Source organism: Embleya sp. NPDC020630 (assembly GCF_044334985.1).
Lineage (GTDB): Bacteria > Actinomycetota > Actinomycetes > Streptomycetales > Streptomycetaceae > Embleya.
Genome location: NZ_JBIRUB010000001.1, coordinates 74720 through 88033, shown reverse-complemented (window position 1 = coordinate 88033; position 13314 = coordinate 74720). Strand labels below are relative to the sequence as shown.

The 13314-nt window shown below is 73.6% G+C and carries 10 protein-coding genes; 2 read left to right on the top strand and 8 right to left on the bottom strand.

The genetic code is table 11. The annotated features are described in order from the left end of the window. Positions 1 to 363 carry a hypothetical protein gene (locus tag ACH4XV_RS00340; protein WP_395785642.1) on the top strand — a complete coding sequence of 121 codons (363 nt, stop codon included), beginning with the start codon at positions 1 to 3 and terminating at the stop codon, positions 361 to 363. A gap of 122 nt (positions 364 to 485) precedes the next feature. On the opposite strand, the gene der is transcribed toward ACH4XV_RS00340, so the two are convergent. The 3 genes from der to cmk are packed head-to-tail and all read right to left on the bottom strand — an operon-like array spanning position 486 to position 3384. After that, the gene (gene der, locus ACH4XV_RS00335; RefSeq protein ID WP_078977813.1) at positions 486 to 1952 is read right to left on the bottom strand and encodes a ribosome biogenesis GTPase Der; all 1467 of its coding nucleotides are present in this window, start codon (positions 1950 to 1952) and stop codon (positions 486 to 488) included. A gap of 53 nt (positions 1953 to 2005) precedes the next feature. Beyond that, positions 2006 to 2701, bottom strand: coding sequence for a lysophospholipid acyltransferase family protein (locus ACH4XV_RS00330; protein ID WP_395785640.1), 696 nt, complete (start codon positions 2699 to 2701; stop codon positions 2006 to 2008). Continuing rightward, complete coding sequence (gene cmk / locus ACH4XV_RS00325) at positions 2698 to 3384, bottom strand: (d)CMP kinase (protein ID WP_395785638.1); 687 nt, start codon at positions 3382 to 3384, stop codon at positions 2698 to 2700. Before cmk ends, ACH4XV_RS00330 begins: the two co-directional genes overlap by 4 nt. Before the next feature lie 178 nt (positions 3385 to 3562). On the opposite strand from cmk, the gene ACH4XV_RS00320 reads away from it, so the two are divergent. After that, positions 3563 to 4648: a prephenate dehydrogenase gene (locus tag ACH4XV_RS00320; protein ID WP_395785636.1), complete on the top strand. Its 1086-nt coding sequence runs from the start codon at positions 3563 to 3565 to the stop codon at positions 4646 to 4648. A gap of 536 nt (positions 4649 to 5184) precedes the next feature. On the opposite strand, the gene ACH4XV_RS00315 is transcribed toward ACH4XV_RS00320, so the two are convergent. The 5 genes from ACH4XV_RS00315 to ACH4XV_RS00295 all read right to left on the bottom strand — a co-directional run bounded on the left by ACH4XV_RS00315 (position 5185) and on the right by ACH4XV_RS00295 (position 13299). After that, complete coding sequence (locus tag ACH4XV_RS00315) at positions 5185 to 6324, bottom strand: RNA polymerase sigma factor (RefSeq protein WP_395787028.1); 1140 nt, start codon at positions 6322 to 6324, stop codon at positions 5185 to 5187. A 13-nt stretch (positions 6325 to 6337) separates the two neighbouring features. Beyond that, positions 6338 to 6748 (bottom strand): YciI family protein, encoded by a 411-nt coding sequence (locus tag ACH4XV_RS00310; RefSeq protein ID WP_395785634.1) that lies wholly within the window; start codon positions 6746 to 6748, stop codon positions 6338 to 6340. A 140-nt stretch (positions 6749 to 6888) separates the two neighbouring features. Further along, entirely contained in the window at positions 6889 to 9024 is a 2136-nt protein-coding gene (locus tag ACH4XV_RS00305) for a hypothetical protein (RefSeq protein WP_395785632.1), read from the bottom strand. A 2-nt stretch (positions 9025 to 9026) separates the two neighbouring features. After that, positions 9027 to 11117, bottom strand: a complete 2091-nt coding sequence (locus tag ACH4XV_RS00300; RefSeq protein WP_395785630.1) for a hypothetical protein — start codon at positions 11115 to 11117, stop codon at positions 9027 to 9029. Between the two features lies 1 nt (position 11118). Further along, positions 11119 to 13299, bottom strand: a complete 2181-nt coding sequence (locus ACH4XV_RS00295) for a hypothetical protein (protein ID WP_395785628.1) — start codon at positions 13297 to 13299, stop codon at positions 11119 to 11121. Positions 13300 to 13314 lie beyond the last annotated feature (15 nt).

The following is a 13314-nucleotide window of genomic DNA, read 5'->3' as shown; positions in this document are numbered from 1 at the left end:
GTGTTCACTTTCGACGACTCCATCAGCAGCCGAGCCCTAGGCCATCCCGCCCTCTCCGTAGGCGTCCCGGCCCCGCCCGCTCACGACGTCCTGACCCCGATCTACAACGCGCTGGAAACCGAGTGGCGGCGGATGTTCCGCGCCGTCCCGCACGAGCGTACGAACGAGGACTACGCCGCGAGCCGACCTTCGTACGGCGCGCCCGCCGCGATCAGCCACTCCTACGCGCAGGACCCCCCGTTCCCGAACTTCTCGCTGCCCACCCAAGGCGGCTACACCACATACGGCCGGCACCGGGGCGCGTCCCTGGTCCCCGCCCAACCGTCGCGGGTCAAGGGCCCACACGGCCACCTGCCGCTGTAGCCCGAGGGTGCGCGCGCGAGGATCTCGAGACGACGCAGACAACGCGAACAACGCAAACGACGAAGGGCCCGGACGCACACGGCGTCCGGGCCCTTCGTCGTCGTTCGCGCGGTCGGCCGCGGTCAGCGACCGGTCTTGCGACCGCGCTTCTCCCTGACCTTCATCCGGATCTCGATCGGTGTGCCCGGGAAGCCGAACTCCTCACGCAGCCGGCGCTCGATGAAGCGACGGTAGCCGGCCTCCAGGAAGCCGCTGGTGAACAGCACGAACCGGGGCGGCTTGGTGCCCGCCTGGGTGCCGAACAGGATGCGGGGCTGCTTGCCGCCGCGGATCGGGTGCGGGTGCGAGGCCACCAGCGTGCCCAGGAACGCGTTCAGCTGCCCGGTGGGGATGCGCTTCTCCCAGCTGGCCAGCGCCGTCTCGATGGCCGGGACCAGCTTCTCCATGTGCCGCCCGGTCAGCGCCGAGACGTTCACCCGGGGCGCCCAGGTGACCTGGACCAGGTCCTGCTCGATCTCGCGTTCGAGGTAGTAGCGGCGCTCCTCGTCCATGAGGTCCCACTTGTTGTACGCGATCACGATCGCGCGCCCCGCCTCGACCGCGAGCGAGATGATCCGGGTGTCCTGCTCGGTCAGCCGCTCGCTGGCGTCGATCAGGATCACCCCGACCTCGGCCTTCTCCAGCGCGGCCGTGGTGCGCAGCGACGCGTAGAAGTCGGCGCCCTGGGTCAGGTGCACCCTGCGGCGGATGCCCGCGGTGTCGATGAACTTCCAGGTCTTGCCACCGAGCTGGATCAGCTCGTCGACCGGGTCGCGGGTGGTGCCCGCGATCTTGTCCACGACCACCCGGTTCTCGCCGGCGACCTTGTTCAGCATGCTCGACTTGCCCACGTTCGGGCGGCCGAGCAGGGCGACCCGGCGCGGGCCGCCCTCGGTGACGCCGAAGCGCTGCGCGGGGGCCTCCGGCAGGATCGCGAGCGCCGCGTCGAGCAGGTCGCCGCTGCCGCGCCCGTGCACGGCCGAGACCGGCCAGGGCTGGCCCAGGCCGAGCGACCACAGCGCGGCGGCGTCCGCCTCCTGGGCCATGTTGTCGACCTTGTTGGCGGCCAGCACGACCGGCTTGCCGGCCTTGCGCAGCACCCGGACCACGGCCTCGTCGCTGTCGGTGGGGCCGACGATGGCGTCGACCACGAACATCACCGCGTCCGCCGACTCGATTGCGTACTCGGCCTGGACCGCCACCGACAGGTCGATGCCGACCACGTCGCGCTCCCAGCCGCCGGTGTCCACGACGGTGAAGCGGCGGCCGTTCCAGGTGGCCTCGTAGTAGACCCGGTCGCGGGTCACCCCGGGGGTGTCCTCCACGACCGCCTCGCGGCGCCCGATGATCCGGTTGACCAGCGTGGACTTGCCCACGTTGGGTCGCCCGACGACGGCCAGCACCGGCAGCGGTCCGGACGCCTCCCCGTCGTGCCCGCCGCGGGCGGGGGCGTCCCCTTCGACGTCGACCCACTCGTCGGGGTCGTAGCCCGCCTCCCACGCCTCCGGGTCGAAGGCGCCCTCGGTCGTGGCGTCGGCGTGCTGCTCCATGGGGGTGTTCCTCGTTCGGGTAGCGGTTCGGGTGAGCTCGGACGGGGTCCTGGTCAGCCGGCGCGACCGGTCATCCGCTCGGCCTCGCGCAGGTGCGCGGTGAGCCGTTCGACGATGCGGTCGGACGCGGCCTGGACGGCCTTGCGGGTGGCCCGGCGGTCGGCGTTCTCGACGGCCCGGAAGGGCTTGCCGTAGACCACGTCGATCCGGGAGCGCAGACCCGGCAATGCACCGATCGAGGATCCCCGCGCACCGGTGCCGAGGCACGCCACCGGGACGATGGGTGACCCGGAGCGCAATGCCAGATATGCAAGTCCATTGTGCACTGCCGAGAAGTCGGCCTGTCCCCGCGTGCCCTCGGGGAAGACCCCGAGCGCGCCGCCGGCGGCCAGTACGTCGAGCGAATCGGTGATCATCCGGCGGTCCGCGACGCCGCGCTGGACCGGGATGTGGCCGATCCCGCGCAGTATCGGGCCGAGCGCGCCGGCGAACATCTCGCGCTTGACCAGCACCTGTGTGGGTCGCGGGGCGAATGCGAAGAGCATCGGCCCGTCGACGAAGTTGGCGTGGTTGCCCGCCAGGATCACCGGGCCGCTCGTCGGTACGTGCCAGGTGCCCAGCGCGCGGACCTTCCAGAAACTGCGCAGCAGCGGCTCGCCGATGAAGTGCGCGGCGCCGGCGAGCGGGGGCCTGGGGGGTGTGGGCTTGGCGGGCGTGGGCTTGGCGGTGGCGCCGAGGGTCGCGGTCACCGCACGTGTTCCGCGACCAGGGCGAGCAGGTGGTCGACCACCTGTTCGCGGTTCAGCTCGGTGGTGTCGACCAGGATCGCCCCCTCGGCCATCCCGGCGGGGGCGACCGCGCGGCCCGAGTCCAGCGCGTCCCGGCGGGCCAGGTCGGCCCGGGTGTCCTCGACGCTGGTGGCCTGCGTACCGGTCAGCTCGGCGTTGCGGCGCGCGGCGCGGGCCGCCTCGGAGGCGGTCAGGTACACCTTGACCGGCGCGTCGGGGGCCACCACGCTCGCGATGTCGCGGCCCTCGACCACGATGCCGCCCGCGCCGATCACCGCCCGCTGGAGGTCGACCAGGCGGGTGCGCACCTCGGGCACGGCGCTGACCGCGCTGACCGCCTTGGTCACCTCGTCGGTACGGATCGGGCCGGCCGCGTCCCGGCCGTCGACGGTGATGGTGGGCCCGTCCGGCGCGGTCCCGGAGACGATCTGCGGCTTGTCGGCGGCCGAGGCCACCGCGGCCGGGTCGTGGATGTCGACGCCGTTGGTGAGCATCCACCACGTCATCGCCCGGTACATCGCGCCCGTGTCCAGGTAGCGCAGGCCCAGGCGGGCGGCGACCGCCCGCGAGACGCTGGACTTTCCGGAACCGGACGGGCCGTCGATGGCGACCACGGCGGTCGCGAGCGGCGTACGGGCTTCCACGGTCGCCGACCTTTCACTTGTCTGGCTGCTTGCCGGCCCGGGGGCCGTCACGGGTATTGCCGAACCGGGCGGCGCTGCGGAGGCCGCGGGGCGATAGGACACCGCCCGAGGGTACCGTCACGGATAGCCTTGATCGGTTCCCCCATTATTCCGTCACCCGCCCCTTGGAGTTCCCGTCGTGCGTACCGCCGCCGTGGTCGGCACCGGACTGATCGGCACATCCGTCGCGCTCGCGCTGACCTCGCGCGGGGTCACGGTGTATCTGCGCGATCACGACAGGACCGCGGTGCAGACGGCGGCGGCGATGGGCGCGGGCCTGGACGCGGTGCCGGCCGAGCCGGTGGACCTGGCGGTTCTCGCGGTGCCGCCGGGGCGGATCGCGGAAACCCTGCGGCAGGTACAGGAGTCGCGGCTGGCGCTGAGCTACACCGACGTGGCGAGCGTGAAGGAGCAGCCGCTGGCCGAGATCGCCGCACTGGGCTGCGACCTCGGGCGCTACATCGGCGGGCATCCGCTCGCCGGGCGGGAGCGCTCCGGGCCGCTGGCGGCGCGCGGCGACCTGTTCGAGGGCCGGCCGTGGGTACTCACGCCCTCGCGGGAGACCGACACCGAGACGCTCAACCGGGCACTGGAGATGGTGTCGCTGTGTCGCGGCGTGCCGGTGGTGATGAAGCCGCGCGACCACGACCACGCGGTGGCGCTGGTGTCGCACGCGCCGCACCTGGTGTCCGCGCTGATGGCGGCGCGGCTGGAACACGCGCAGGACACCGACACCCGGCTCGCGGGGCAGGGCGTGCGGGACGTGACCCGGATCGCGGGCTCCGACCCGCGGCTGTGGATCGACATCCTGGGCGCCAACGCCGACGCGGTGGCCGATGTGCTGGCGGGCCTCGCCGGGGATCTGGACGCCGTGGTGGGCGCGTTGCGGTCGCTGGCGGCCGAGGACGCGGCCAAGCGCGAGGCGGGCACGCGCGGCATCGAGGCCCTGCTGCGGCGCGGCAACGCCGGCCACGCACGGATCCCGGGCAAGCACGGCGAACCGGCCGCCGTGTACGAGGCGATCCCAGTGGTAATCCCCGACCGCCCGGGCGAGCTGGCCCGCCTGTTCGCCGACGTCGGCCGCGCAGAGGTCAACATCGAAGACATCCGCATCGACCACGCCCAGGGCCGCCCAGCCGGCCTGGCCGAACTCCAGGTAGCCCCCCAACACGCCGAAGCCCTAACCCAAGCCCTACGCAACAGCGGCTGGACCGTCCAACGCTGACCCACCCAAAGCACCCCCAACGGGACCGACCACACGAGCGCTCGAGAAAACCCGGCCACCGAACCAAGCCCAACCGGAGCCAAACCAAAAAACACCCGGCCGAAGGCCGAACCGAACCAAGCCCAGCCGGGGCCAAACCAAGAACGCCCGGCCCACAAAACCCAGCCCGTCCGGCGCTTGAGGACACCCGGCCGAAGGCCGAACGGAACCCGGCCGGGGCCGGACCGAAAAACGCCCGGCCCGCAAATCCCAGCCCGTCCGGCGCTTGAGGACCGGCGGGCCGCAGGCCGGCGGCACGCTGCCCGCCCGGTATCGGGCACAAGCGAGCCCACACCCCAGCCCGTCCGGCGCCTGAGGACCGGCGGCACGCTACCCGCCCGGCATCGGGCACAGGCGAGCCCACACCCCAGCCCGTCCGACGCCTGAGGACCGGCGGCACGCTACCCGCCCGGCATCGGGCACAGGCGAGCCCACACCCCAGCCCGTCCGACGCCTGAGGACCGGCGGGCCGCAGGCCGGCCGCGCCCGCTCCGCGGTCAGCGGCCGGCGTGGAGGCGCGCGGCCTGGCGGGTCAGGTGGTTGCGTTCGGCGAGGTTGCCGGCCTGGTGGGCCGCCTCGGCGTACAGGCGGGCCGCCGCCGTCGCGTCACCGTCGCGTTCGTGGAGGTACGCCGCCACCGCCGTGTGGCGCGGCAGCGATTCGTCCAGCGTCGCGAGGACCGCCAGCCCGGCCCGCGGCCCGTCGGCCTCGCCCACGGCCACCGCACGGTTGAGCCGGACGACGGGGTTGTCGGTCAGGCGCACCAGTTCGTCGTACCACTCGACGATCTGCACCCAGTCGGTCTCCTCGGCGGTCGGCGCGTCGGCGTGCAGCGCCGCGATCGCGGCCTGGGCCTGGAACTCGCCGAGCCGGTCACGGGCCAGCGCCGCCTGCAGGATCACCACGCCCTCGGCGATCATCCCGGTGTCCCACCGGCCCCGGTCCTGCTCGGCGAGCGGCACCAGGCCGCCATCCGGCGCGGTCCGCGCACCGCGCCGCGCATGGTGGAGCAGCATCAGCGCGAGCAGGCCCGCGACCTCCGGGTGGTCGATCCCGGCGGCAAGCTGCCGGGTGAGCCGGATGGCCTCGGCGGCCAGGTCCACGTCGCCGGAGTACCCCTCGTTGAAGACCAGGTACAACACCCGCAGCACGGTGGCCACGTCGCCGGGCCGGTCGAACCGCACGCCGGAGACCGTGCGCTTGGCCCGGCTGATGCGCTGCGCCATGGTCGCCTCGGGCACCAGGTATGCCTGGGCGATCTGGCGCGTGGTCAGCCCGCCGACGGCGCGCAGCGTGAGCGCGACGGCCGAGGACGGCGTCAGCGACGGGTGGGCGCACAGGAAGTACAGCCGGAGCGTGTCGTCCGCCGCGGGGGTGGGCCCGGGCGCCGGCTCCTCGTCGACGAGGTCCTCACGCCGGCGCCGGGCCGCGTCCGCGCGGGTCGCGTCGAGGAACTTGCGCCAGGCCGCGGTGACCAGCCAGCCCTTCGGGTCCCGCGGCGGGTCGGTCGGCCAGACGCGGATCGCCTCGACCAGCGCGTCCTGTACGGCGTCCTCGGCCGCCGCGAAGTCGGCTCCGCGGCGGACGAGGATCCCGAGCACGCTCGGCGTGAGGCCGCGCAGCAGTGCCTCGTTCATGCCGGTGGTCACGTCACTCCGCGATGGTGTGCTGCGAGGCGCTCATGAACGGGCGTACCTCCAGCCACTCGTGGATCGGCTTGCCGCCCGCGCCGGGGGCGGCCGACAGTTCCCCGGCCAGTTCGACGGCACGCTCATAGGTGTCGACGTCGATGATCATCCAGCCGGCGATCAGGTCCTTGGTCTCGGCGAACGGGCCGTCGGTGACCGGCGGGCGCCCCTCGCCGTCGTACCGGACCCACGCCCCCTGCGGGGTCAGCGCCTGACTGTCGACGAACTCGCCGGTCTCCTTCAGCCGGTCCGCGAAGTCGTTCATGTAGCCCACATGCGCCGTGATCTCCTCCGGCGTCCAACGGTCCATCGGCACGTCGTTGACCGAGGCCGGAGCGCCGCGGTAGTGCTTGAGCAGCAGGTACTTGGCCATGATCGTTCTCCTCGGTGCTGGTGCGCCCATTGTGGTCGCGCTCACCCCGGGGACGAAGCCGGCCACACGATCTCGACACCACCGACCGAATTTTTTTCCGAACCTGCCCCCCGCCACCCCGCCCCCGTCGCCGGCAGGCTTCAGCGGGGCGGGTTTTGTTCGGACCAGCGGCGGCCGAGTTCGGTGCGGAAGTCTTCGCCCCATTGGCTGTTGAGGAGGATTTCCTCGATCAACGGGTTCGGGGACCGGTCCCGGCGGTCGGAGAGTACGCAGATCGCGATCTGGCGCAGCACCCCCTTCGTGTCGGTCTTGGGGGCCAGCACCACCACGAGGAGTTGTTCGAGCAGCTTGCGGGTGCGCTTCTCGCCCGCGCCGGCCGCCTCCAGGCGGTCCCCGAACTGTTCCGCGTCCAGCACCGTTTCCCGCATCGCCCGCATGTCGTCCGGGTTCCACGCCTCGGGGGCGAGCTGGCGGCGGCGCTGTTCCAGGCGCGTGGTCAGCCGGTCCGCGATCACCGGCAACACCCGCAGGTCGGCCAACCGCAGCGCGACCGCGAGGGTGACGATGTTGTCGATCGTGGCGACCTCGGTCTTGGCCGCTCCGCCGCCGAGTGCCCGTTCGCGTAGCGTCGGCTTGTCCGGAAGGCGCTTGACCGCGCGCCGTATCTTGTTCACCTCGGTATCCGGAATGCCGAATTCCGCCCACACGCTCCACGGCGCGTTCCCGGCGCTGATCGGCGGCGCGCCCGGGGTCGGCGGGCTCTCCGGTCCGCCGACCGCGCCCGGCTCGGCGCCCGGCTCGGCCTCCGGGACCGCGTCGAGGTCGTCGTCGGTGTGCGGCAGCGCGGGTATCGGCAGTTCGCCGCGCTCCTCCTCGAAGCCCGGCCACGGCCCGGTGAAGGCGTCCTCGATCTCCTCGAACACCGCACCGTCGTCGGCGTACCAGGTCACATCCGCGGGCTCCGCGCTCGCGGCGGCCGGAGCCGAGTACGGCAGCGACGGCCGGGGCGGCGACACGGTCGACGCGGCCCGGGGGGCCGAAGGCTCCGCCGGGTAGGGAAACGCCGGCTCCTCCTCGGCCGTGGACACCGTCACCACCCGGGGCTCCCGCTCGACCCGCGCCGCCGCGCCGTCCCGCCGTACCCGCTCCGCCGCGGCCACCAGCGCCTTCTCGGTCGCCAGCCCCCGATCCCGAACCGGCGCGGGCGCGGCGGCGCGCGGCGGCGCGGGCACCGACACCGGCGCAGGCTCGAACGACAGCGCACGCGCGGGCGCGGGCGGCATCGGCGCGCCGACCGACGCACCCGACCCGGACCCGGAACCGGAGCCCCGCCGTCCCAACCGGGCGCAGATCTCCCGCGACCGCTCCTCGGCCCGCTCGTGCGGCAGCGGTCGCAGGTCGCGCATGCCCTCCAGGAGCCGGTGGATCCCCGCCCAGTCGGTGTCGGTGTAGCGGCTCACCAGCAGCGCCGCCGCATGCGCGTGCACGTCCGAACCGGCCTTGGGCTCCTCCCCCACCACCAACCGGTAGCGGCCCGCCCACGGCTGCGCGTCGCGCGGCCGGCGCGGCAGCACCACGAACCTCGGCTTGCCCGAGTGGTCCAGCGTCTCGAAGGTGGAGAACGTGAAGGACACCGGCACCAGCCACAGCAGCAGGTCGGACAATCCCCACAACATCGGCACCGGATCGATCCCCACGTCCGCCTGCCGGAACGAAAAGAACCGACCCGGATGCCGCAGCACGGCGGCGACCGCGACCTCCAGCAGGTAGGCCTGCTCACGCGCCCGGCCGCGCAGCCGCTCGGCGTGCCCGTCCAGCGCGGTGGCCACGAAGTCCGGGGCCAGCGGCGCGAGTCCGTAGCCGCGCGGGATGTCCTCCAGGGCCGTCTCCCCAGCCCACACGGCCTCCTGGGTGAGTACCAGCGCGGCATGCGGCCCCAGATCGCGGCCGGGGTCGAGCAACACGCGCGCGTTGTTCCCGTCGACCACGTACTCGCGCCGGACCACCGCCGCGCCGCGACCGGTGTGCACCAGCGCGACGCTGGTCACCGGCGCCCCCCGGTCCTCCGCGTCGACCGCCACATGCTCGCGCAACTCGTCGTGCCAGCCCAGCAGTTCGTCCCGGGACACGGAGGAGGCGATCGGCCCCAGGCCGCGCCCGCCGAGCAGGCTGTCGTCCTGGCGCCGGTAGACGATCTGGCGGAACCCGTCCGCCTCGGCCCCGGTCGGCGGCTGGTTCCCTCCCGGCTGCGCCGTGCGTGCCGTGCGTGCCGTCATGGCTACGGTCCCGTCCTGTGCGGCATGGTCTGGAAGCTCTCCACGGTCAGTCGCCCCATCTCGAGCAGAAACGGCTCGCGATAGCGGGAGGAACACAGCACGTCCACGAGCACGTTCTGATAATCCGCCCACACCCGCAAAGACGTCCGAAGGGCCCAGACCGTGCCCGCGACGTCGACGGCCAGCGTGGACAGCACGTCGGCGCCGAATCTGGGCCGCTTGACCTCGGCCACGGTGATCCGGGCCAGCATCTCCACCAGCCGACACAGCGTCTGCCTCGGGGCGCCGCAGGTGTCGAGGGTGTTGATGTCCTCGTGCAGCCGGCCGAGCACCGTCGCATACGTCTGCCTGGTGTGCCGCTCCGGCCGGCCGCCGTCGCCGTAGGCGGGATGCAGGAGCCGATCCAGCCGGTACACCACCGGGGCCAGCAGCGGCGGCCGGGCGAGCAGCAGAGCGACCGCGAGCGAGGCGGGGTCGACCTGGGTGAGTACGTCGCGGAACTCGTTCGTCTCGTGTCCGTTGCTCCGGGTCAGCAGCCCGTCGGCCACCCCCAGCGCGGTGTAGCCGTTGCGGGAGGCGCCCAGACGTTCCCACTCCCCCCGGTCCCACGTGCCGCGCGCGAGGCGGTCCGTCGGGCCGGTCGGGGGCAACACCGGACGGCTGCCCGAGCCGGACTCGGGGCGGGGGGACGCCCCCGGCGCGGGGGCGAGCCGATCCGGGCGGGGCGGGACCGGCGCGTCGCCGCCCACCGTCGGGCGGTACGCCGGCATCGGCCCGGCCCGGTTCGCCTCGTCGCCCACCCGCCACGCGTCGGCCTGCCCGGACCGCCCGAACCCCGGCGGCGCCGAACCCGACTGCCCGGCCCCGGGCGGCGATTGGCCCGGCCGCGCGTATCCCGGCGCGGCGCCCCGGCCGTACCGATCCTGCTCGGTGTAGCCACCGGGCTCGCCCGCGGAGTCCGGCTCGTCGTCCTCGCTTCCGTTGATCCAGGTCTCCGTGTAGCCGTTCTCCCAACGCTCGGCATCCGCCTGAGACACGGGCGGCACGGGCGGCTCGGGCGGCGCCTGCGGCGCCCGCGGCGTCTGCGCGGCCCGCGGCGGCTCCGGCGCCCGGCTCTCCCGCGGCGCGACGGCGACCGCCGGGGTCAGCCTGGTCGCGTCCGATTCGAGCGCCAGCACCAGGTCCGCGACCTCCCGATACGACGCCCCTTCGGCGCCGATCGCCGTCTCGATCCGGGCCAGCAGCCCATCCACCTCGGCCCACGGGCGCGTGCAGTACAGCTGCACCAGCAGCCCGGCGGCATCGCGGAACACGTCCTGCCCCGGCTGCGGTTCGGCGCGCGGGTCGATCCGCAGCCGGTTGGCCGGCTCCGGCGCGTTCGGCCAGCGCGGGACCAGGACGAAGCGCGGCTTCAGCGCCGCGTCGCTGGTCTCGTAGGTGGAGAAGGTCCACATCCCGGGCGCGATCGGCTGCGCCAGATCGAACACGCCCCACAGCAGCGGCACCATGTCCGCGCCGACGTCGTGCTGATGCAGGGTGAAGGTGCGGTGGTGGTCGCGCAGCACGGCCGCGAGCACGACCTCGAGGAGTTCCGGCCGGGCTCGGGCCCGCTCGCGCAGTTGCCCGCGGATGGCCGGGTCGAACGCCTCCGGGCGGATCGTGGTACCGCGCAGCGGTACGTTCTCGGGCACCTCGGCGAGCGGGGTCCTGGACCCGGTGAGCCCGCCGCCGCGCTCCTCGTGCAGCCACGCGGTGGCCAGCATCGTGTGGGCTCCGACGCTGAGTTCGGGGTCCACCAGGACGTGCGCGCTGGTTCCCGGTCGGTTGCCGGCGTGGACCGCGGCCTCGCGCAGCACCAGCGCGTGCCGGTTCTCCAGGCGTACCCGGCAAAAGCTCCAGGCGGGGGTCTCCGGCAGCGAGCGGTCCATCGAAACGTGCTGCTCCAAGCCGCCGTGCCAGTCCCGGAGTTCGTTCAGACCCAGGGACGTGGCGACCGGACCCATGCCGCGACCGCCCAGGAGGTGGTCGTAGCTCCAGCGATAGACGATCTCGTCCAGTCGATCCTCTGTGGCGCCCACACCGTCCGATGCCATCTCACACCCCCACCCGCTCGATGTCGGCCTGATCGAGCATGCCGCACATCGCGAGGATGGACACCACCGGTTCCAGAACCCGGCGCGGCCGGATGCCGCCGGGGAAGTGCCCGTCCCGCTCACGCGCGCCGGTCGCCGAGACGAAGTGCATGGTGCAGCGCCGGAATTCCTCGAACGGGCTGAGCCAGGCGCCGGCGTCGTGCGCGTACAGGAACGAGTACACGTCGCGGCTCTCCGCGTCCGTGCGCGCCGGGTCCACCACCCCGGGTCGGGGCGGCTGCGAGCCCAACCAGGCGTCCACGGGCGGCTCGAAGCGGATCAGGTCGGACTTGGTGACCGCGACGGCGACCGGTTGGTCGAGCAGCGCGGCCGTACGCGGCAGCCGGTCCATCACCGCGGCGAAGGTGCGGTCGCCCCGGCGCAGGCCCGCGGTGTCCTCGCCGTCGCGGGTCAGCCGGCGCAACTCCGGCAGGTCGACCGCGACCACCGGGTCCACCACGAACACGAACGCGTCGGCGGCGGCCAGGAATTGCATCTCCCGGCCGCCCCGGGCCAGGTCCTCGCCACTGACGTCGAAGAAGGCGATCGGCCGGGTCCGCCCGCCCGCGCGCAGCAGCAGCGCGTCGGCGAACTGCACGAGGTTGCCCTGGTGGTTGACCGTGGTCCCGAGCATCTGTCCGCGCTGCAACAGGTCGACCCGGTCCCGCAGGTATTCCTGGTGGTGGCCGGCGTCCACCGGCACGTGTGTCACCCCGTACTGCCGCAGCCCGCCCGCGTCGATCTCGGCGATCATCGCGGCCAACAGGTGGGTCTTGCCGGAGAGGCCGTCACCGATCAGCCCGACCACCAGCGGCGGTTCGTGGATCATGTAGTTGGTCGGCAGGAAGTGCTCGCGCTCCTCGTCGCCCGTGGGGTTGGGGCAACGCATGAAGGTGGTGATCATGCGGTCGTGCCGCTTGACCGGGTCGGTGACCGTGCTCAGGTCGACCCGTGCGTAGCGCAGCCGCGCGTCGCGCTCGTAGAGGTCGTTCTCGTTCCAGCGGACCAGGTCCAGGCAGAAGGGGCAGCGCACCACGGGTCGATTCGAGTCGATGGGATCGGCCGCCGGGGCGCCGGCGGACGGGGTGACGACGGTGATCGTCTCGCTCGCCCCGCGCGTCGGCTCGCGGGTGTCGCGCGGTGCGGTCCGGCCGGCGGTCCCGGGCGGGGCGCCGACCGGTCCGGGCGCCTGGCCCACCGGCGGCTCCTCGCGCGGTCGGGTGGTCCGGGCCTCCTGACGGGTGCCGAGCGCGTCCAGCCGCTGCCGGATCGCGTTCACCCGGTCCGCCTCGGGCAGCGTGTGCACCTCGGTGGGGACGTTGAGCAGCCGGTGGAAGCCCGCCCAGCCGGCGCTCACGTAGTGCCGGACGATCCGCCGGGCCAGTTCGCGGTGCGGGTCGAACGGCTCGCCGTGGCCGGTCAGATCCACCCGCACGCGCGGGCCGGGCGGACCGGACGGCACCCGGGGCAGCGCGATGAAGCGCGGCGCCCCGTTGGGGTCGTCGAGCGCGTCGTCGACCTCGAAGGTGGAGAACGTCCAGGGTCCCGGGAGCAGTGCGGTGAGCAGGTGTTGCAGGCCCCACAGCAGCACGGTGGCGTCCTCGGCGCCGGCCGGCAGCAGGGCCGGCCGGGCCCGGGGGCGGCGCAGCACGGCGGCGACGAGCACTTCGAGCGGGTCGGCCAGTCGCTGGGCCTGCTCGTGCAGGTCGCCGGCGGCGACCTCGAAGGCCGCGGCCAGCCGCTCGTCGGGCAGCGGTTTGAGGCCGTAGCCCGGCTGGACCCGGTCCAGGTCCAGCGCGCCGGGCGCGCGCCGCTCCAGCGAGCCCCACGCGAGCGCGTCGAACGGCGCGATCGAGTCCCGGGGACCGACCAGCACGTGGGCGGAGTTGTTCAGCCGCTGGCGGCGCGCGTCGGCGGAGAACTCCCGGCGGATCAGCGCCACTCCGAGCGGGGTGTCGAGCAGACACACGCTGGACGCCGGGCACGCGGGGTCGCCGTAGTCCATGGTGACCGCCTCGGCCAGCCCGGTGCGGGTGTGCCAACCGAACACCTCGTCGCGGCCCAGCGAGGTGGCGACCGGAACGATGCCGCGGCGCCCGAGCAGTCCGTCCGGGTCCCAGCGGTACACGATCTGATGCAACATCAGCCGACCTCACCT

Excerpts from the sequence above, each read along its gene's own strand:
- der (WP_078977813.1), bottom strand. The coding sequence starts at position 1,952 with ATGGAGCAGCACGCCGACGCCACGACCGAGGGCGCCTTCGACCCGGAG.
- ACH4XV_RS00315 (WP_395787028.1), bottom strand. The coding sequence starts at position 6,324 with ATGAACGAGGCACTGCTGCGCGGCCTCACGCCGAGCGTGCTCGGGATC.
- ACH4XV_RS00310 (WP_395785634.1), bottom strand. The coding sequence starts at position 6,748 with ATGGCCAAGTACCTGCTGCTCAAGCACTACCGCGGCGCTCCGGCCTCG.
- ACH4XV_RS00305 (WP_395785632.1), bottom strand. The coding sequence starts at position 9,024 with ATGACGGCACGCACGGCACGCACGGCGCAGCCGGGAGGGAACCAGCCG.
- ACH4XV_RS00300 (WP_395785630.1), bottom strand. The coding sequence starts at position 11,117 with ATGGCATCGGACGGTGTGGGCGCCACAGAGGATCGACTGGACGAGATC.
- ACH4XV_RS00295 (WP_395785628.1), bottom strand. The coding sequence starts at position 13,299 with ATGTTGCATCAGATCGTGTACCGCTGGGACCCGGACGGACTGCTCGGG.